The following is a 19,858-nucleotide window of genomic DNA, read 5'->3' on the forward strand; positions in this document are numbered from 1 at the left end:
TACAATGCGCGCACTCTTCCTCCTCCGGGGAGTAGCCCACCCGCCCTGCGGGGGTGCGCGTCAACACACTTGGCCGGCAGGCCATGGCGCGCGAGGGGCCGGCGCGGCGACGCGCGGCTTCGGGCAAGACCGAAGGCAGGCGTTGCGCGTACCCGGCCGGGCCGCGCGGCGTCCGCCTTCGCGTCAATCGCGATCGCCCGGCCCCGGAGACCTGATGGACGCACTTTTCCTTTCCACCGGCACCGTGGCGGTGGCCGAGATCGGCGACAAGACCCAGTTGCTGGCCTTGCTGCTCGCCGCCCGCTTCCGCAAGCCATTGCCCATCGTGGCCGGCATACTCGTCGCGACCCTGCTCAACCATGCACTGGCCGCGTGGGTGGGCTCGCTCGCGGCGGACTGGCTGCGGCCGGACGTGCTGCGCTGGGTGGTGGCCGGCAGTTTCCTCGCCGTGGCGCTGTGGACACTGAAACCCGACACCTTGGACGACGACGACGGCACGCTGCCCGCGCGTGGCGCGTTCATCGCCACCACACTGGCGTTCTTCGTGGCCGAGATCGGCGACAAGACGCAGGTGGCAACGGTGCTGCTGGCGGCCAACTACCAACCCCTATGGGCCGTGGTGGCCGGCACCACGGTGGGCATGCTCCTCGCCAACGTGCCGGTAGTGGCGTTGGGTAGCCGCTTCTCAGATCGGCTGCCGCTCAAGGCCGCCCGCTACACCGCCGCGGCGCTGTTCCTGGGCCTGGCGGCCTGGGTCGCGATCCGCGGCATGGGCACCTGAGACGACATCGTCACCGGGGGGAGCGCTATGCTCCACGCGGGGCCACGGGAAGCCATGCATGCCGGACGCGACAAGAACCATCCGCGATTTTGGCGCCGCGCTACTGGCGCGACCGGATGAAATGATGCTGGAAGTGGGCGCCACCGGCGAATTGCTGGTGGCGCGGATCCGCGTGGTCGTCGCGGGCCTGTTGCTGTTGCTGCCGCTGGTCAACAACCTCACCGGCGGCACCGTGGCCGAGACCCTGATCGGCCTGGCCGGCGCGGTGTTCGTCAACGTCGTCGCCCAGATCTGGCTGGCGCTGGCGCGGCGGCGGCGGCGCTACCGCTGGCTGCCGTTCGCCACGACCACGTTCGACGTGACCACCACCACGCTGGTCTTGGTCGCGCTGGCCGACAACCACCTGCCCTCCGGGCTGAACAGCATGGTGGTCTGGTGCGGCTACGTGCTGGCGATCCTGGTCACGGCGCTGCGCAACGATGGCCGTACTACGCTGCTGGCCGGTGCCCTGGCGGTATTGCAGTACGGCCTGATGGTGGCGGCGGTGTTCGCGATTGCCGGCTCGCCGGAGCAGTTGATGTCGGCCGAGTACGGTGCCGTGACCGCCAGCAACCAGGTGCAGCGGCTGATCCTCCTGGCCATCGTCACCGGCGTCACGTTGATGGTGGTCTACCGGATGCAGCGGCTGGTGGAAATGTCCGGTACCGACGGCCTGACCCGCCTGCCCAACCGCACCTGGCTTATGCACCGGGTGCCGCAACTGCTGGACGCGGTGAAGCGCGACGGTGGCAGCCTCAGCGTGGCCATGCTGGACCTCGACCACTTCAAGCGGATCAACGACGAGCTGGGGCAGCACGCAGGGGATCGTGCGCTGCGCCACGTGGTGTCCTCGCTGCGCGGCCAGATGGAGGGCGGTGAACAGCTGGTGCGGGTCAGCGGCGCGGAATTCGTGATGGTGCTGCGCAAGCCGGTGGGCACGGCCTGGGAGCGGGTGGACGCGATCCGCCGGATGCTCGGCGAGCGCCCATTCGAGGCCGAGCGCGGCGGTGCGCCGCGGCGCATCACCTTCAGCGCGGGAATCGCGGGGTTCCCGCAGGACGGGCAGGATCTCTCGCGGCTGCTGCGCCGCGCCGACCAGCGCCTGCAAACGGCCAAACTGGAGGGCCGCAACCGGGTCGTGGCGCGCGACGCCTGACCCACGCACCAGGGCGCGGCTTGCCGTTCACGCGCAGCCTGCACTAGGCTGCGCCGACATACGGCCGCGTCCGGCCGTGGGGATATCAACACGTGGAAGCAATCACCCGAGTGGCCTTTGGCCTGTTCGGTCTCGTCGTCCTGATCGGACTGGCCTGGCTGTTCTCGAATAACCGCAAGTCGGTGGACTGGCGCCTGGTCGCCACCGGCGTCAGCCTGCAGGTGGCCTTTGCGGCGGTGGTGCTGCTGGTTCCGGGCGGCCGGGACGTGTTCGACGCGTTGGGCCATGGCTTCGTCAAGGTCCTCAGCTTTGTCAACGCCGGTTCGAACTTCATCTTCGGCGGCTTGATGGACACGACCAAGTACGGGTTCATCTTCGCCTTCCAGGTGTTGCCCACCATCATCTTCTTCGCCGCGCTGATGAGCGTGCTGTACCACCTGGGAGTGATGCAGGCGATCGTGCGGGCGATGGCGTGGGCGATCACCAAGGTGATGCGCGTGTCGGGGGCCGAAACCACCAGCGTGTGCGCCAGCGTGTTCATCGGCCAGACCGAAGCTCCGCTGACGGTACGGCCGTACATCAGCCGGATGACCGAATCGGAACTGATCACGATGATGATCGGCGGCATGGCACACATCGCCGGTGGCGTGCTGGCCGCGTATGTGGGCATGCTCGGGGGCGGCGACCCGGAGCAGCAGGCCTACTACGCGAAACACTTGTTGGCCGCGTCGATCATGGCTGCGCCCGCCACGATGGTGGTGGCCAAGCTCCTCATTCCGGAAACCGGCACGCCGCTGACCCGTGGCACGGTGAAGATGGAAGTGGAAAAGACCACCAGCAACGTCATCGACGCGGCGGCGGCCGGTGCCGGCGATGGCCTGCGCCTGGCGCTGAACATCGGCGCGATGCTGCTGGCCTTCATCGCCCTGATCGCGCTTCTCAACTGGCCGCTGACCTGGATCGGCGAGATCACCGGCCTGCAGGCGATGCTGGGCAAGCCGACGGACATGGCGACGCTGCTGGGCTACGTGCTGGCACCGGTGGCGTGGCTGATTGGCGTGCCGTGGCAGGACGCGATCCTGGTCGGTGGACTGATCGGGCAGAAGATCGTGATCAACGAATTCGTGGCGTACTTGCAGTTGGCCGACATCGTCAACGGCAAGGTCGCCGGCGTGACGCTGACCGAGCAGGGCAAGCTGATCGCCACCTATGCGCTGTGTGGCTTCGCCAATTTCAGCTCGATCGCGATCCAGATCGGCGGCATCGGCGGGCTGGCCCCCGATCGTCGCCAGGACCTGGCGCGCTTCGGCCTGCGCGCGGTGCTGGGCGGCACCATCGCCACGCTGATGACCGCCACCATCGCCGGCGTGCTGACGCAGTTCGGATAAATCATGAAGGTGACGGGCCGGGTGACGGTGGTCGGGTCGTTCAACATCGACCACGTGTGGCGTTGCGCCGAGCTTCCGGTGCCCGGGCAGACCCTTAGCGGGGAGTACGGCACCGGGCCCGGTGGCAAGGGCTTCAACCAGGCCACGGCAGCCGCGCGCGCTGGCGCCGCCACGACCTTCGTGTGCGCCCTGGGCGAGGACGTGGGTGCGCAATGGGCGCGCGCACTGGCGGCCGCCGATGGCATCCACCTGCACGAGCAGTGCAGTGCGCTGCCGACGGGTACGGCGGGCATTTACGTGGACCATGCCGGCCGCAACAGCATCGTGATCGGGGCTGGGGCGAACGCGGCGCTATCCCCGGCGTTCATCGAGTCGCAGCGGACGCAGATCGAGGCGTCGGCAGTGGTCCTGGCGCAATTGGAGTCCCCGATCGACGCGGTCGCCGCGGCACTGCGCATCGGCCGGGCGCGGGGCGTATTGACGTTACTGAACCCGGCACCGGCCAACGTGGTGGTCCCGCCCGAGCTATGGGCGGACGTGGACGTGGCCACCCCCAACGAGACTGAGTTCTGCGCGCATCTGCTGCACGATTGCGGCGAGGTGATGGACCCGGATTTGCTTGGGGCGTGCGAAGACGCCGAGCTGCACTCGGTGTGCCGCCGCTGGCAACCCGCGGCGACGGTGGTGGTGACCTTGGGCGCGTCAGGCTGCTTCATCTCGCACCCGGCGGGGAACCTGCGCGGCGACACCGCTCAGCACTACCGCGTGCCCGCCGCGGCGGTCGTGCCGGTGGATACCACGGGCGCCGGGGATGCGTTCAATGGGGCCCTCGCCGCGTCGCTGGCGCGCGCGCCCGGGCGTCCTTTCCTGGACCACGTGCGCTTTGCGGGTGCCTACGCGGGCGTCTCCACCGAACACGCCGGCGCGGCCATCTCGATGCCGCACGGGGACGAGGTGGAACGCCGGTTCGGGCCGTTCTGACGCAACGGGCCGTGGCCCGTACAATGTCAGGGATGCGCATCGGACCGTACGAGATCGCGCCCCGGGTCATCCTCGCGCCGATGGCCGGGGTCACCGACAAGCCCTTCCGCGTGCTGTGCAAGCAGCTCGGCGCAGGCTTGTGCGTGTCGGAAATGACCACCAGCGATCCGCGCTTCTGGCATACGGCCAAGTCGCGCCACCGCATGGATCACGACGGGGAGCCCGCGCCCATCAGCGTGCAGATCGCCGGCACCGTACCCGAGGTGATGGCCGAGGCCGCACGCTACAACGTCGATCACGGCGCACAGGTCATCGACATCAACATGGGCTGTCCCGCCAAGAAGGTGTGCAATGCCTGGGCGGGCTCCGCGCTGATGCGCGACGAGGCCCTGGTCGCGCGCATCCTGGAGGCGGTGGTCGGCGCGGTGGACGTGCCCGTCACGCTCAAGATCCGCACGGGCTGGGCGGCCGACCAGCGCAATGCGCTGGCCATCGCCCGGATAGCCGAGGCAGCGGGCATCGCGGCGCTGGCGGTGCATGGTCGAACGCGCGACCAGCAGTACAACGGCGTGGCGGAGTACGACACCATTGCGGCCATCAAGGCATCGCTTGGCATTCCCGTGATTGCCAACGGTGACATCGATTCGCCTACCAAGGCCGCCCAGGTACTTGAACACACCGGTTGCGACGCGGTGATGGTGGGCCGCGCGGCGCAGGGACGCCCTTGGATCTTCCGCGAGATCGCCCATTACCTGGCCACGGGTGAGCACCTGCCCACACCGACACTGGGTGAAGTGCGCGATGTGCTGCTGGGACACCTGGAACACCTGCACGCGTTCTATGGCGAACCCGCGGGCGTGCGCATCGCGCGCAAGCATCTGGGCTGGTATGCGAAGGATCGACCTGAACATTCAGATGAGCAGCGCGCTGCCTTCCGCACGGTGGTCAATCGCGCCGAGGATGCGAAATCCCAATTGCAGTTGACGCGGCAGTATTTCGACGCATTGGTGGCGGGCGTGGCGCGGGACTTGCCCACGGCGGCGTGACGCATTGCGTCATCCCCCGATTGGGGCATCGCCGCCCCGTCATCGCCGCTCAAGAATGCGTAATCAAGGTGTGACGGTTGGCGCCACCTGATCCGGTGGCCACAGCCCTTCCTTCCGGAGGCTGCCATGAACGTGTCCAAGCGAATCACCGATACCTTTCCCAACGGCCTGGGCGACGTGATCGGAAGCCAATTCGGCCGTCGCCACAATGCAGGCGGTTACGAGGTGGACAGTGCGCGCCTGCCGCTGTTCAACGATGCGATGCGGCGCATGGATCCGGAAGCGGCGCCGTTGGACACCGACCAGTTCGTGACGGCGGCGCGGCGGGTGCTGGAGCGCTACCCGACCGGGGTCACGCCCGCCTTCGTCGAATCACGCATGCGGGCATGGGATCACCTCCAGCAACTGGCCGAAGATCGTGACTGGCGCGCCGACGCGGACGTACTGACAAGAACCAACACGTTGCGCGACTACATCAACAACCCGGACGACGTGCTTCCGGACCACCTGCCAAGCATCGGGCTGCTCGATGATGCATTGCTGGTCGACGTCGCGCTGCAGAATCTGCGCGGAGAACTCGCCGACTACGAGAGCTTCTGCCACTTCCGGCAGGTGGCTGCGGATTTCGCCGGCATCGATGCACGCGAGACCGGGCTGGGACGCGACGAGTGGCTGGAAGCGCTGCAGCAGGCCCAGCGCTCGCATCACGGCTGGGGCACTCCGGCGGCGCCACGCTTCGCGCCGGTGGATGCGCGGGCGACGCTGTTCCACATCGTGTAGCAATCGTTGGCCGAAGCCCCGCCTCGCGCCCCGTTGACTACGACGTGGGTGCCCCGTCGCGGGGCACCTGAGCGTCGCCCACTTCGGAGCCGCAGGTGTCCCGTTTCGCGACCACGCAATGGAGTGTCATCCTCCGTGGCCACGGCAGCCAGGCGGAGGCGCGCGCGGCGCTGGAATCCATCTGCACGCATTACCGCCAGCCGGTGCTGGGATACATCCGCGAGCATGGCTTCGGCGCCGCGGACGCCGAGGACCTCACACAGGAATTCTTTGCCCGACTGCTGGAGCAGCGCTGGGACGCCCGCGCCGATCCACAACGCGGCCGCTTCCGTACCTTCATGTTGTCGGTGCTGCGGCACTTCCTCGCCAACGAGTGGGCCAGCCGGGCGGCTGGCAAGCGCGGAGGCCAGTTGAAGCGGGTGGAGTTTGACGAGGCTACCGTGGCGGCAGCCGTAGAGACTTCACCCGAGCGCGAGTTCAACCGGCTATGGATGTTGACCGTGGTCGACCGGGCACGGCGCAGGCTGGAGGAGGAGGTGCGGCACGGCGACCGCGAGGCATTGTTTCGTGCATTGTCCGGGTTCCTGACCGAGGCGCCGGAGGCGCGTGACTACGCGACGGTGGCGCAGGCCCTGGGGCTGAAGCCCAACACCGTCGCCGTGCACGTCCATCGCCTGCGTCAGCGACTACGCGAGCTGATCCGCGAGGAGCTGGCCGAAACGGTGTGCGACGCCCCATCCCTCGACGCCGAACTCAGCGCCCTGCGGGAACTGGCCGACGTGGATCACGTTGGGTAACGGGTCATGCCCGACGAACACGGCCAACCGGGCACGCGCGACACACGCTGGTGGATGAACTCCGCGGTGGTGCGGCTGGCGTTCGGCCAGGAGACGCTGCCTGGAGGGGCCGAAGCGGGTGGGCCACCTCGGGCCTCGGAGCTGGACCCTGACGATCCGGTCCAGCGCGAGTTCGGTGACTACGAACTGCGCGCCGTGCTCGGCCGCGGCGGCATGGGCGTGGTGTATCGCGCCTTCCAGCGTTCGCTGGATCGTGAAGTTGCATTGAAGCTGTTGTCAGGTGGAATCTGGGCGGCGCCCGAGTTCGTCGCCACCCTGCGCAGCGAGGCGCGGCATGCCGCGTTGCTGCAGCATCCCAACATCGTGGCGGTGCATGAGATCGGCGACTACGACGGCCAGATCTATTATGCGATGCAGCTGGTGGAAGGGCGGACCCTTGCCGAACGCCTGCAGCAGGAAGGACCGCTCCCTCCCCGGGAAGCCGCACTGTTGCTGCGCACCGTCGCCGAAGCGGTGGACTATGCGCACCGACAAGGGATGCTGCACCTGGACCTCAAGCCAGGCAACGTCATCCTTGGCAACGACCACGTCGCGCGCATCACCGATTTCGGCCTCGCCCGTCGTCTGGGGGCCGATGGACTCGTCGACAACGAGCGCGTCTCCGGCACGCCCGGTTACATGGCGCCCGAACAGGTGCAGGTGCATGGCCAGAAATTGAGCCCGGCCACCGACGTCTGGGGACTTGGCGCGATCTTGTACGAGGCACTGACCGGACATCCTCCGTTCGAAGGCGAGTCTCCGCAGGCGGTGGTGGGGCTGGTGCTCGCCGGCACGGTGCGAGGACCGCGTCGCTATAACGAGGCGCTGCCACGTGACCTTGAAGCAATCTGTCTGCGCTGCCTGCAAAAGGACCCGGCGTGGCGCTACCCCAGCGCCCGTGCGCTGGCCGATGACCTCGGACGCTTCATCGAGGAGCGGGAAGTGCGCGCGCGGCCGCTCAACGCCGCGCAGCATGCGTGGCAATGGATGCGGCGCGAACCGAGGTTGGCGTCGGTGAGTGCACTCGGTTTGGTTGCATTGCTGGTCGGCGTGCTGGTGGCTGCCCGCGAATGGCGTCGCGCCGAGGCGCACTCCCTGGATGCCAGCCGTAACCTGTGGGCGCAACGCGAGGAGAGCGCTTGGCGCCTGTTCGAAGACTCGCGCGGCTATGCCGCCATGGCTTCACTGGCCGCCAACCTGCGCGAAAAGGAGGCCTCCGGTGCGGTGGGCGAGGCCCAGCGCGAACGCCTGCGACTCGGGCTGGCCCGCGCCCGGATGCCGGCGCTGGTGGGCATCATCGACGCGCGCGCACCGATCCACGTGGCCGCGCTCAGCCCCGATGGGACATTGATTGCAGTGGGGCTGGATCCCCTGACCGTCGCCTTGTACGAGCGCGTTTCCGGAAGGGAACGCTGGCGCGTGGTGTTGCGGCAACACCGCAAGTCCTGGGACGGGCAACTCCGGCGCTTGTTGTTCACGCCCGATGGAGACCACCTCATCGTCAGCGAGCACTGGACGATGGGCCAGATGCGTCCCGGCGGCTACCAGACCTACCGGCTCGCGCTTGCGGACGGCGCGCAGACCCCTGTCGCGGGCGGCGAAGCACTGATCGGCGAAAGCTGGAGCGACGACGGCGGCCATGTTCTCGCGCTGGCGAGGGACGGCGGCGTGGTGCTGTACACCGCTGAAGGAAAACCGCGTGCGCGGACCCGGGTCGCGATTCCGGGCCACCCGGAACGGCCGGGGTGGCTGCTTCCCGCCGGCGTGCCGTTCGTGGGGTATCGAGTGCGGCCCGAAACGGTGGACATCCTGGAGGCGGACACGCTCGCGCTGCGCCGTCGCATCGATATCGACAAGGCGGGCGACGGCTTCAACGCGTGGACCGCGACTCCCGACGGCCGCTGGCTGCTGCTCGGAACCCGCAATGGGCGCGTGCTGCAGGTGGATCCCACGACCGGGGCCACGCGACTGCTGCTGGCCGACGCTGGCGGCGAGATCACCTGGCTGTCCACAAGTGCGCATGGCACGCGGCTGGCGGTGTCTACCCGGCATGGCGACCTGTCGCTGTGGTCCCTGCCTGACGGCACGCCCATCAGCCGGGTGGTGCTGAGGCGCGAACTGTGGGGCCACCAGTTGGACTGCAACGCCAATGGTGACCACTGCCTGCTGTTGGCGATGCATTGGGACCGCGTCGCGATGTGGGCGATGGATTCGGTGGATGGCCAAGGGGGACGGACCGTGCGCGTCGCGCCGGAAATCACCCATCACTCGGTGATTCCGCGATTTGCCAGCAGTTTCGATCTAGAAACCGGCGTACTTGCGACCGGCAGCCAGGACGGTCTCCTGCGCCTGTGGCAACTGCCGCCATCGCCCGAGCACAGCGCACGCGCCGCGCCGCAGCGGGAGTGGCCCCTCCGCTTCGACGGGCGCAGGCTGGTGGACGTCGATGGGCTGCGCCTTCGTCTGGTCGATGCCCTGGACGCCCGCCCCGCGTCCAACTGGGTGGTGTTCGCGAAACCGATAGGATTTGCAGCGCTCGTCGCGGATGGCCAGACGCTGGTCGCCACGGCCGGGCGCGAGTTGCATGTTCTCGATGGGGTGCGCTTGAAGCCGCGGTATCCCCCCATCCTGCTGGAGGGCGCCCCCATGGACCTGCTGACCAGCAGCGATGGGCGCGTGCTGCTGACACGCTGGCTGCCTGCCGATGCCCGCTCGCCCGACGACAGCCGGGTGCAGGCCTTCGACCTTGCCCTCGGCCACCCGCTCGGTCCCGCCGGGGACATGCCCTTTGTGTCCGCCCGAATGTCGGAGGATGGCCAGCGGCTGCTGGTCACCAGCACCGAAGCCACGTGCGTCTTCGACCTCCGCGACCTGCGGCAGCCGCGGTTCGTGCTCCGCCCTCCCGCAGCCGACGCGATGGTGGTGGCCGCCGAGTTGGACGAGGGGCGCCAGGAGGTGGTGCAGGCTGTTGAGGACCCCAACGGCAACCTGCGCGGCGAACTGCAGCGCTGGTCACTGGACGATGGGCGCCGGGTGAGCAGTACGCCATTGAACGCCAGCATCGACAGCCTGCAGCTGGAACCGTCCAGTGGCACGGTCGCCATCAGTGGCCGTCCTGGCGGCACCGCCAGCACCGACCTGTCCGTGCTGATCCGCCACGACGGCACGCGATTGCCGGTCATGCTCGCCGGCGAAGGTCGGCTGGCACGGGCGCAGGCGTTGTCGGCCGATGGCACGATCCTGGCGCAGGCGTTGTTCAACGGCGTCATGCTGGTCGACGCCGCCACGGGTGCCGCCCTCGGGCCCCCACTGCAGGCGCCATTGCCCGGCAACGACATCGTCGCGCAGGTGGCCTTCGCCCCCGATAGCCACTCATTGCTGGCACGCACTGCGCTGGGGCGCTGGCTGGTATGGGCGTTGGCCCCCGATACTCGCCCTACCCGCGTCATCGAAGAAGAGGCAGCGATGCTCGCGCCACCCCCCAGCACCCATTACCAAGCGCCCTCGGACGCACTTCGCGCAAGTTGGCTGGGCAGCGCATCGCGACTACCACCGCGGCCGGATCGCCTGCCCTCTGTCTGGTCCTGCCTGTCCAGCGCCACGCCGCCGCGGCTGCCGGACACTCCCGCGCACGTGCTGGACCTGGGCCGCTACTACACCGACCCGATCCACGACCGGCTGGACGTCGCCACCAGCTTCATGATCCACAATAAGGCCCTGGGCAACCCGTGCGGGTTGCCGATGGGCCTGCAGCGACTGCGCGGCGTGGATTACGACGTGCGCGGCCTGCTGCGCCTGCCCGCGCAGGCTGAGGCGCCCTTGCAGATCCAGGTGCCAGCCGGACATTACTCCGCGGCACACCTGCTGTCGGCGATTGGCGCCCCGCCCTATGACTTCAACCTGACCGACCCGGTGGCGCAACTGGAGTTCCGCTATGCCGACGGCAGCCGCGCCCTGCAATCGTGGCGTAGCCAGCTGGAGATCGAACGCGATGATCGTCCTGCGTACTGGCCGCAGGTTGCGCTTGCCTGGCAAGGCATGACGCCGCGGGACGAGGTGGCTCCCAGCATGGGCCTCAGCGTTTACACGACCCGCGTGGAGAATCCGCATCCGCAGCGCATCGTGGTGGAACTGGGCCTGCACGCCACCGACACCGCGGCATACGACGACCGTGTGTTGGTGGCGGCAATCACGCTGGCGCCCCACGTGCGGCCCTGAGGCTCACGTCAGGCCGCCCTCGGCAGGCGGCGCGGCGCCGCCTCGTCCAGCGAGCGCGGCGGCAGCCAGGCCAACGTCTCATGCCTGTGCGATAGCAGTCGCAACGAGCCATCCAGGTCCTCGCACAGTGCAGTGAGGCTCTCCACCCAGTCCCCATCGTTGGCGTAGACGCGGCCATCGCGTTCGAACAGTGCGGCGCGGTGGATGTGTCCGCACATCACGCCATCCAGTCCGCGCCGGTGGGCGTCGTCCAGCCCCGCCTGTACGAAGCGCTCGATGTAGCGCTCCGCGGCCCCGCTCCGGCGCTTCAGGAACTCCGACAGCGACCAGTAGCGCAGTCCGAATCGGCGGCGAATGCGATTGAGCCAATGGTTGCCCGTCAGGATGCGGTAGTACAACCAATCGCCGAAGCGTTCCTGCAGCCCACCAAAGTGGGTGATGCCGTCGTAATCGTCGCCATGCGTCACCAGCAGGCGCCGGCCATCGACGGTGGTGTGGATGGCCCTTCGGCGCACCTGAACGCGGGGCAGAAGCAGCCCGCAGAAGCGCCGCGCCGAACGGTCGTGGTTGCCGGGCACGTACACCAGTTCTGTGCCCGAGCGCGCCAAGGCGTGCAGGCTCTCGAACACCCGCTGTTGCGCCGGGGTCCAGACCGCGCGCCGCAGCGACATCCACCACAGGTCGATAATGTCGCCCACCAGGTACAGGCGGTCGCAGCGCAGGCCGGCCAGGAACGCGGCCAGCTCCGCCGCATGGCAGTGCTTGGACCCCAGGTGAACGTCGGAGATGAAGACCGCGCGGCGGCGCGGGGGCAGTGACACCACCGGCGGCGTCATGCGAGCACCCGAGCCGGGGTCGTCGCGTCCTCGCATATCGGCTGGGGAACCGAACCAGCAGAGGGTGGTGCGGCGGCGGGGCGGCCGAGGTAGCGCTCGCGCTTTTTCGGCCGCAAGCGGTGCAGGTCGACCTCGATCAGGCCATCGACCGCATCGCTGAAATCCGGATCCACACCGAACGCGAGGAAGCGGGCGCCACCGGGCTCGCAGAGTTCGGTGTACTGCTTGTACAGCATGGGCAGCGTCGCCCCCAGCGCATCCAGGTTGGCCTTCAGCACCCGGAACGCGGTGGTTGCGTCGAGTTCGCCAAACGCCGGTGGTGCTGCACGGTAGACGAATGGTTGCCGGGATTCGGCATGCAGTTCGCGTGCACCAAAGAAGCGGTCGTAGTACGCCACGATCTGCTCCCGTGCATCGGCCGGCAACGCGGCACTGATCGACACCGGCCCGAACAGGTAACGCACGCCGGGGTGTCGCGCCAGGTACGCGCCGATGCCCTGCCACAGATAGTCGATGCTGCGGCTGCCCCAGTAAGCGGGAGCCACGAAACTGCGCCCGAGTTCCATCCCCGCGGCGATGCGCGGGATGGCATCGTCGGCGTAGCGGAACAGCGACGCGGTGTACAGCCCGGCCAGACCGCGCTCGGCCAGCACGGTCGCGCCGCGGGCGACGCGGTAGGCGCCGGCGATGCGCGTCGCCGTGGCATCCCACAGCACAATGTGTTCGTACCAGCCATCATGGATGTCCACGTCCAGACCTCGGCCGGTACCCTCGCCCACCGCGCGGAAGGTCAGCTCGCGCAGCCGCCCGATCTCGCGCAACACGGGCGAGCCGGTGAGGAGGCGGCCGCAGCGGATCTCCCGGCCATCGGTGGTGTGCCCCAGCAGCGGCATCGCCTGGATGCCGGCGCAAACCTGGTCCGCGGGTACCGCATCGACCAGCGGCTCCGGCCCCGCCTCGACAGCACGCTCGCGCAGGGTGCCGATAGCGTGCAGTTCCCGGCGCACCGCGCGCAGGTGACGCGAGGGGTCGCCGGTTGCGGGCACCTGCGACGGCCGCCCGATCCGTAGCAGGATCCGCCGCGAGCGCCGGGCAAACATCTCGCGTGCCAGCAACGCGGTACCCGCTGGCTTGAACAGCGCCGAAGCTCCGTAGAACAGCGCCGAGTTGCGCGCCTCCACCCGGATCGGCAGCACCGGTGCGCCGGTGACCCGCGCAAAGCGCAGGAACCCGCGCCGCCAGCGCCCGTCCCTCACACCGCGCAGGCCCAACCGGGCCACCTCGCCCGCGGGGAAGATGATCACGCACTGCTCGGCTTCCAAGGCCTGTTCGACCGCGCGCAGGCTGTCCGCACTGGGTCGCCCACCCAGGATGCGCACCGGCAGCAGCAACCCGCTCAACCCCTCCAGCGACGCCAGCAGATCGTTGGCCATGATTCTCACATCCCGACGTACCCGGCCCACCTGCTGCAGCAGCGCCAGTGCATCCAACGCCCCTGACGGGTGGTTGGCCACGATCAGCAGTCGTCCCGTCGAAGGGATCCGCCGCAGCTCCGCCGGGTCGGCCTCGTGCCGCACCTGCAGGAAGTCCAGCGCTGCCTGTACGAAGTCGAAGTCGCGAAGGTGGCGGTTGGCCTGGAGGAACTCCGCCACCTCGTCCAGGCGCGACCAGCGCCCGATCGTGCGCAGCAGCGGTCGCGCCAGCGTCGCGCGGCGACCGCTGAACCAATGCGGAAAACGCTGCTGGAGTTGTTGCTCGAGTGGCTGCATCGCTCGCACCGTCGGCCCCTGTTGGCCGCCAGCCTGAGACGGAGGCGCGACAATCCCGTGGCGCTTTGGCTTCAGCCAGGTGACAGCCGCGGCCCAGTCACGCCGTGCAAACGCCGGCTGGGCTAGTTAACTGAACGGCAACGCTCGAAGCGGGCAGAATGCACGCACGCGCCCGACGCTGTATCATGCGCGCCCATCCTTTTATCCGAATGCAAGGATATAGCCTCGATGTCGACCTACCTCTTCACCTCCGAATCGGTGTCCGAAGGCCATCCGGACAAGATCGCCGACCAGATCTCCGATGCCGTGCTCGACGCGATCATCGCCCAGGACCCGCGTGCCCGCGTGGCCTGCGAGACACTGGTCAAGACCGGTGCCGCCATCGTCGCCGGCGAGGTGACCACCTCGGCATGGGTCGACATCGAGTCGCTGGCGCGCAAGGTCATCAACGACATCGGCTACGACAACTCCAATGTCGGCTTCGATGGCCACACCTGCGCCATCATCAACATGCTGGGCAAGCAGTCGCCCGACATCGCCGCCGGCGTCGACGGCACCAGCAAGAAGGCCAAGAAGCCGGAAGAGCAGGGCGCGGGCGACCAAGGCCTGATGTTCGGCTACGCCTGCAACGAGGCGCCGGAGTTCATGCCCGCCCCGATCTACTACTCGCACCGCCTGGTCGAGCAGCAGGCCAAGGTGCGCAAGGCCAAGAACAGCAAGCTGCCGTGGCTGCGCCCGGACGCCAAGTCGCAGGTCACCCTGCGCTATGACGCCAACCACAACGTGGCCGGCCTCGACGCCGTGGTGCTGTCGACCCAGCACGACCCGGGCCTGAAGCACAAGGACATCGTCGAGGGCGTGTACGAGCACATCCTGCGTCCGGTGCTGCCGAAGAAGTGGCTGGAGTCGCTGCCCAAGAACAAGATCCACATCAACCCGACCGGCATCTTCGTGATCGGCGGCCCGGTGGGCGACTGTGGCCTGACCGGCCGCAAGATCATCGTCGACACCTACGGCGGCATGGCCCGTCACGGTGGCGGCGCGTTCTCGGGCAAGGATCCGTCCAAGGTCGACCGTTCGGCCGCCTACGCCGCGCGCTACGTGGCCAAGAACATCGTCGCCGCCGGCCTGGCCGACAAGTGCGAGGTGCAGGTTTCCTACGCCATCGGCGTGGCGGAACCGACCTCGATCTCGGTCACCACCTTCGGCACCGGCAAGATCCCGGACGAGCAGATCGAGAAGCTGATCCGCAAGCACTTCGACCTGCGCCCGTACGGCATCGTGAAGATGCTCGACCTGATCCACCCGATCTACCAGGACACGGCCGCATACGGCCACTTCGGTCGCAAGCCGAAGGAAGTGTCGTACGTGGACGGCGCCGGCAAGAAGCAGACGGCGACCGCCTTCTCGTGGGAGAAGACGGACAAGGCCGAGGAACTGCGCAAGGCGGCGAAGCTGAAGTAAGTTATTCAGCGCTGAAGTGTGTTGATGAGAACGGGTCGCCTTGGCGGCCCGTTTTCTTTTTGCGCCTGATGGGCGTGACGGACGGAGGCAACTCCGCAGACACTGAGAGCAGTTCTTCGCAAAGAGGAACGGCGCCGAAGTCGGCGCCGTTCCGGAAGCAACCTGACGATTGCCCGGGTTACTTGGCGGCAGCGGCCCCCGCAGTCGAAGCGGCACCGGCCGCCTTCACGTACTTCTCCAGCCATGCATCACTTTCAGCCAGCATGTGCAGGATCGACTCGCGTGCGCGATAGCCGTGCGACTCGTTGGGCAGCATCACGAGGCGCGCAGTGCCGCCCATGCCCTTGACCGCGGCAAACATGCGCTCGCTCTGCACGGGGAAGGTGCCGGAGTTGTTGTCTTCCTCGCCGTGGATGATCAGCAATGCATCCTTGATGCGCTCGGCGTGGTGGAACGGCGACATCTCGCGGTACACGTCCTTGGCCTGCCAGTAGTTGCGCTCCTCGGCCTGGAAACCGAACGGCGTCAGGGTGCGGTTGTAGGCGCCGCTGCGGGCAATGCCGGCCTTGAACAGGCGGGTGTGGGCCAGCAAGTTGGCGGTCATGAACGCGCCGTAGGAATGCCCGCCGATGGCCATGCGGTTGCGGTCGCCCACGCCGCGGCGCACCAGTTCATCCACCGCGGCTTCGGCATTGGCCACCAGTTGTGCCACGTAGGTGTCGTTGGGCTCGGCGGTGCCTTCGCCCACGATCGGCATGGAGGGGTTGTCAAGCACTGCGAAGCCGCGCGCCAGGAACGGCAGCGGGCCCCAGTAGCTGATGGTGTTGAAGCGGTGGGGCGAGTCGCGCACCTGGCTGGCGGCTTCGGCCGATTTGAACTCCGCCGGGTAGGCCCACATCAGCACCGGAAGCGGGCCGTCGCGGGTGGCGTCATACCCGGGCGGCAGGTAGAGAGTGCCGGTCATTTCAACCCCGTCCTTGCGCTTGTAACGGATCTGCTCCTTGCGCACGTCCTTCAGCTGCGGCGTGGGGTGCGGGAAGCGGGTCAGCGCCTGCGGAGCCGCCGGCGCCGCGCCGCCCCGATCAACCAGGTAGAAGTTGGTCGGCTCGCTGGGCGATTCGCGGGTGATCAACAGGCGCGTGGCCTCGTCGTCCAGGATCGCAGCCGGCACCTCGAAGTGTGGCGCCTGCGAGTGGAACAGCCGCGTCTTGCGCTTGGTGGCCAGGTTGAACCGGTCCAGGAAGGGACGATCACCCTCGGGGGATGCGCCCGCACCGCGCAGGAAGATGCTCTGGCCGTCACCGGCAATCTGCAGCCGGTCGAAGCCGTTGGCGTCGCGCACCGTCGTCGGCTCGCCGGGGTCGTTGTAGCGGTCCTCGCGCGAGCCTTCGTGGATCAGTTCCGGTGCCTTGGAGGGGCGGTCGGGCGCCACGCGCCACTGCTTCTCGCGGCGCGTCTTCCACCAGTACTCGTTGACCAGGGCCAGGTCGCCGCGGCCCCAGGTGGTGCCGGCATAGCGCGAGGACAGCCGCGCCAGCAGCACGGGCTTGGCCTTGAATGGCGCCGCATGCAGGTACACAGCATCGCGCACCGCCGCCTCGCGGTTGGGGTCGCCGCCATCCTGCGCCTGCGCCCACACCAGCGTGGCCGGCGCGTCGCTGCGCCAGCTGACGCTGCGCACGCCGGTGGGCACCGCGTCGTTGCCCGGGGGCAGGCCTTCCACCAGCGGCAGGCGGGCCACTTCGTGCAGGCGCTTGCCGTCCACATCCAGCACTTCGATGCGGCGCGGGAAGCTGCCCACCGTCACCTGGTACGAAAACGGCCGCTCCACCTGCTGCACCAGCAGATGTCGCCCGTCGGGCGAGGGTGCCACGCCCAGGTACAGGGCGGGCGCAGCCACGTTGCGCGCGCCGCCCTGCAGGTCCACCAGGGCCAGCTGCGAGCGCAGGTAGTGCTCCAGCAGCTGCGCGTCGGCTTCGTTCTTCAGCAGGTCCTGGTAGGTGCGCAACTGGCGTACGCCGGCACCGGCCTCGGTCTGCTGGATGTTGGGTCCGGAGGGAATCACGCTGGCCGTGGGCGCGGTACCCTGCCCTTCGGGCTGCAACTGCACCAGCAGGCGCTGGCTGTCGGGCATCCAGCTGTAGCCCTGGCCCGCCACGGTGTTCAGCGGCTGGGACAGCAGCCGGCGGGCGGAGCGCGCCGCCACGTCCACCACCCACAACTCGTTGGCACCGGTGCGGTTGTCCACGTGGTTGAACGCCAGGTGGCGCTGGTCGGGCGACCATGCCAGGCTGGCCACCGCCAGCGACGCCGGCAGCCCCTCCAGCTGCACCTCGGCGCCGGTGGCCACGTCCATCAGCCACAGCTGCGTGCCAAACGAGAAGCGGCTGGCGGCGTACGCGCGCGGGTTGATGCGAAGGCCGGCCAGTTTCAGTTCCGGCTGCGCCACCACGTCGATGCCGGCCAGGGGCGGAATCCGTTGCAGAACGGCCAAATCACGCTTGGGGCTGAGCAACAGTTGCGGCGCGCGTGGTGCGTCGACGATGGCATGCAACGCTTGTGGCGGGAGTTTGTAACCAGACGCGGTCGCGTCATTGGCCGCAGGCAGCGACCCAGCCGGCAGTGCCTGCGCAAACGTGCCCAACGGCAACAACGCGACCATCAACCCAGCGGCGTAACCCCGCCGCGCCAGACTCTTCATGCATCAACCCCTGAATGGAGAACCACCCGAGGGTCGCACGCCGCGCGGCGACCGGGAAATGACAAAAGTCCTGACCGTCCCCCTGCCGGCCATGGTGAAGGCCACCCCCGGGCTGCATCCAGCCACGCCCCAACCGCAGTACAATAGGCGCTTCGCCGAGGGGCGCTGCGACCGTGACGTACGAGCACGGCCAGGCTCGGCGAACCGGCGGCAGGCCTCCTGCCGCGCACCAACGGCGCCCGATGTCCGCGGATCGCACCGCCCAGCCCCACCGGCCGTGCCCCGCAAAGCCCGCCCCGCGCGGACTTCCAACATTCGGAGCTTTACATGAACGCTGTTGCCAAGACCTTCTCCACGGAAGGCGACTACAAGGTTGCCGACATCTCGCTGGCCGATTGGGGCCGCAAGGAAATCGACATCGCCGAGCACGAGATGCCGGGCCTGATGTCGATCCGCAAGAAGTACGCCGCCACCACGCCGCTCAAGGGCGTGCGCGTGACCGGCTCGCTGCACATGACCATCCAGACCGCCGTGCTGATCGAGACGCTGAAGGACATCGGGGCCGACGTGCGCTGGGCCTCGTGCAACATCTTCAGCACGCAGGACCACGCCGCCGCCGCCATCGCCGTCACCGGCACCCCGGTGTTCGCGTGGAAGGGCGAGACGCTGGAGGAATACTGGGACTGCACCCTCGACGCGCTGAGCTTCCCCGACGGCAACGGCGGCTTCCTCGGCCCGCAACTGGTGGTGGACGACGGTGGTGACGTCACCCTGCTGATCCACAAGGGCTACGAGCTGGAGAACGGCAGCGACTGGGTCAACACCCCGTCCGACAACCACGAAGTGCAGGTGATCAAGAACCTGCTCAAGCGCGTCGCCGCCGAGCGCCCGGGCTATTGGCACACCGTCGTGCGCGATTGGAAGGGTGTCTCCGAGGAGACCACCACCGGCGTCCACCGCCTGTACCAGCTCGCGCAGGAAGGCCAGTTGCTGGTCCCCGCGATCAACGTCAACGACTCGGTCACCAAGAGCAAGTTCGACAACCTGTACGGCTGCCGCGAGTCGCTGGCCGACGGCCTCAAGCGCGCGATGGACGTGATGCTGGCCGGCAAGGTCGCCGTCGTCTGCGGTTACGGCGACGTCGGCAAGGGCTCGGCGCACTCGCTGCGGGCCTACGGCGCGCGCGTGGTGGTCACCGAGATCGACCCGATCAACGCCCTGCAGGCCGCGATGGAAGGCTTTGAGGTCAACACCGTCGAGAGCACCCTCGGCCGCGGCGACATCTACGTCACCACCACCGGTAACAAGGACGTGCTGACCCTGGCGCACATGCAGGGCATGAAGGACCAGGCGATCGTCTGCAACATCGGCCACTTCGACAACGAGATCCAGGTCGATGCGCTCAATGCCTCCGGTGCGGTTCGCACCAACATCAAGCCGCAGGTCGACAAGTACACCTTCGCCAATGGCAACAGCATCTTCCTGCTGGCCGAAGGCCGCCTGGTGAACCTGGGCTGCGCCACCGGCCACCCCAGCTTCGTGATGAGCAACAGCTTCTCCAACCAGACGCTGGCGCAGATCGACCTGTGGGCCAACAAGGACTTCTACGACCCCAAGGTCTACATCCTGCCAAAGAAGCTGGACGAGGAAGTCGCACGCCTGCACCTGGAGAAGATCGGCGTGAAGCTGACCACGCTCACCGCCGACCAGGCGGCCTACCTGGGCGTGCCGGTGGACGGTCCTTACAAGCCGGACCACTACCGCTACTGACCCGCGTGCGGTCTCCAGCCCGTCGGCAACATCTGCGGGTTGGGCAACAAAACGGGCGCCTCGGCGCCCGTTTTGTTTGCGGGGGTTCCGCGC

The 19,858-nt window shown here is 68.1% G+C and carries 13 protein-coding genes and 1 riboswitch; of the genes, 10 read left to right on the forward strand and 3 right to left on the reverse strand.

Annotation, left to right across the window (positions count from 1 at the left end; all coding sequences use genetic code 11):
- Nucleotides 1–214 precede the first annotated feature (214 nt).
- The 8 genes from AC3ARF_RS11845 to AC3ARF_RS11880 all read left to right on the forward strand — a co-directional run bounded on the left by AC3ARF_RS11845 (nucleotide 215) and on the right by AC3ARF_RS11880 (nucleotide 11,225).
- Entirely contained in the window at nucleotides 215–781 is a 567-nt protein-coding gene (locus AC3ARF_RS11845; RefSeq protein ID WP_498928163.1) for a TMEM165/GDT1 family protein, read from the forward strand.
- Nucleotides 782–839: 58 nt separating this feature from the next.
- The gene (locus AC3ARF_RS11850) at nucleotides 840–1,976 is read left to right on the forward strand and encodes a GGDEF domain-containing protein (RefSeq protein ID WP_498928165.1); all 1,137 of its coding nucleotides are present in this window, start codon (nucleotides 840–842) and stop codon (nucleotides 1,974–1,976) included.
- A 92-nt stretch (nucleotides 1,977–2,068) separates the two neighbouring features.
- Nucleotides 2,069–3,364, forward strand: coding sequence for a NupC/NupG family nucleoside CNT transporter (locus AC3ARF_RS11855; RefSeq protein WP_498928167.1), 1,296 nt, complete (start codon nucleotides 2,069–2,071; stop codon nucleotides 3,362–3,364).
- 3 nt (nucleotides 3,365–3,367) lie between these two features.
- Nucleotides 3,368–4,345: a ribokinase gene (locus tag AC3ARF_RS11860; RefSeq protein WP_498928168.1), complete on the forward strand. Its 978-nt coding sequence runs from the start codon at nucleotides 3,368–3,370 to the stop codon at nucleotides 4,343–4,345.
- Nucleotides 4,346–4,377: 32 nt separating this feature from the next.
- The gene (dusB, locus tag AC3ARF_RS11865; RefSeq protein WP_498928170.1) at nucleotides 4,378–5,391 is read left to right on the forward strand and encodes a tRNA dihydrouridine synthase DusB; all 1,014 of its coding nucleotides are present in this window, start codon (nucleotides 4,378–4,380) and stop codon (nucleotides 5,389–5,391) included.
- Between the two features lie 126 nt (nucleotides 5,392–5,517).
- Nucleotides 5,518–6,171 (forward strand): YkvA family protein, encoded by a 654-nt coding sequence (locus AC3ARF_RS11870; protein WP_498928172.1) that lies wholly within the window; start codon nucleotides 5,518–5,520, stop codon nucleotides 6,169–6,171.
- Between the two features lie 95 nt (nucleotides 6,172–6,266).
- Nucleotides 6,267–6,968 carry an RNA polymerase sigma factor gene (locus AC3ARF_RS11875; RefSeq protein ID WP_498928174.1) on the forward strand — a complete coding sequence of 234 codons (702 nt, stop codon included), beginning with the start codon at nucleotides 6,267–6,269 and terminating at the stop codon, nucleotides 6,966–6,968.
- Between the two features lie 6 nt (nucleotides 6,969–6,974).
- Entirely contained in the window at nucleotides 6,975–11,225 is a 4,251-nt protein-coding gene (locus AC3ARF_RS11880; RefSeq protein ID WP_498928176.1) for a WD40 repeat domain-containing serine/threonine protein kinase, read from the forward strand.
- Between the two features lie 8 nt (nucleotides 11,226–11,233).
- On the opposite strand, the gene AC3ARF_RS11885 is transcribed toward AC3ARF_RS11880, so the two are convergent.
- Both AC3ARF_RS11885 and olsF read right to left on the reverse strand, forming a co-directional pair.
- Entirely contained in the window at nucleotides 11,234–12,061 is an 828-nt protein-coding gene (locus AC3ARF_RS11885) for a UDP-2,3-diacylglucosamine diphosphatase (RefSeq protein ID WP_498928178.1), read from the reverse strand.
- Complete coding sequence (olsF, locus tag AC3ARF_RS11890; RefSeq protein WP_498928180.1) at nucleotides 12,058–13,830, reverse strand: bifunctional ornithine lipid synthase OlsF; 1,773 nt, start codon at nucleotides 13,828–13,830, stop codon at nucleotides 12,058–12,060. Before olsF ends, AC3ARF_RS11885 begins: the two co-directional genes overlap by 4 nt.
- Before the next feature lie 228 nt (nucleotides 13,831–14,058).
- Between olsF and metK the strand changes: the two genes are divergently transcribed.
- The gene (gene metK, locus AC3ARF_RS11895; protein ID WP_498928182.1) at nucleotides 14,059–15,294 is read left to right on the forward strand and encodes a methionine adenosyltransferase; all 1,236 of its coding nucleotides are present in this window, start codon (nucleotides 14,059–14,061) and stop codon (nucleotides 15,292–15,294) included.
- 178 nt (nucleotides 15,295–15,472) lie between these two features.
- On the opposite strand, the gene AC3ARF_RS11900 is transcribed toward metK, so the two are convergent.
- On the reverse strand, nucleotides 15,473–17,995 hold the full coding sequence (locus AC3ARF_RS11900; RefSeq protein WP_498928184.1) for a S9 family peptidase: 2,523 nt from the start codon (nucleotides 17,993–17,995) through the stop codon (nucleotides 15,473–15,475).
- Between the two features lie 151 nt (nucleotides 17,996–18,146).
- Nucleotides 18,147–18,243, forward strand: a riboswitch (S-adenosyl-L-homocysteine riboswitch).
- A 79-nt stretch (nucleotides 18,244–18,322) separates the two neighbouring features.
- On the opposite strand from AC3ARF_RS11900, the gene ahcY reads away from it, so the two are divergent.
- Nucleotides 18,323–19,765, forward strand: a complete 1,443-nt coding sequence (gene ahcY / locus AC3ARF_RS11905) for an adenosylhomocysteinase (protein ID WP_498928187.1) — start codon at nucleotides 18,323–18,325, stop codon at nucleotides 19,763–19,765.
- Nucleotides 19,766–19,858: the final 93 nt, after the last annotated feature.

Source organism: Lysobacter sp. KACC 24251, assembly GCF_057747755.1.

Excerpts from the sequence above, each read along its gene's own strand:
- AC3ARF_RS11845 (WP_498928163.1), top strand. The coding sequence starts at position 215 with ATGGACGCACTTTTCCTTTCCACCGGCACCGTGGCGGTGGCCGAGATC.
- AC3ARF_RS11850 (WP_498928165.1), top strand. The coding sequence starts at position 840 with ATGCCGGACGCGACAAGAACCATCCGCGATTTTGGCGCCGCGCTACTG.
- AC3ARF_RS11860 (WP_498928168.1), top strand. The coding sequence starts at position 3,368 with ATGAAGGTGACGGGCCGGGTGACGGTGGTCGGGTCGTTCAACATCGAC.
- dusB (WP_498928170.1), top strand. The coding sequence starts at position 4,378 with ATGCGCATCGGACCGTACGAGATCGCGCCCCGGGTCATCCTCGCGCCG.
- AC3ARF_RS11870 (WP_498928172.1), top strand. The coding sequence starts at position 5,518 with ATGAACGTGTCCAAGCGAATCACCGATACCTTTCCCAACGGCCTGGGC.
- AC3ARF_RS11880 (WP_498928176.1), top strand. The coding sequence starts at position 6,975 with ATGCCCGACGAACACGGCCAACCGGGCACGCGCGACACACGCTGGTGG.
- AC3ARF_RS11885 (WP_498928178.1), bottom strand. The coding sequence starts at position 12,061 with ATGACGCCGCCGGTGGTGTCACTGCCCCCGCGCCGCCGCGCGGTCTTC.
- olsF (WP_498928180.1), bottom strand. The coding sequence starts at position 13,830 with ATGCAGCCACTCGAGCAACAACTCCAGCAGCGTTTTCCGCATTGGTTC.
- metK (WP_498928182.1), top strand. The coding sequence starts at position 14,059 with ATGTCGACCTACCTCTTCACCTCCGAATCGGTGTCCGAAGGCCATCCG.
- AC3ARF_RS11900 (WP_498928184.1), bottom strand. The coding sequence starts at position 17,995 with ATGAAGAGTCTGGCGCGGCGGGGTTACGCCGCTGGGTTGATGGTCGCG.
- ahcY (WP_498928187.1), top strand. The coding sequence starts at position 18,323 with ATGAACGCTGTTGCCAAGACCTTCTCCACGGAAGGCGACTACAAGGTT.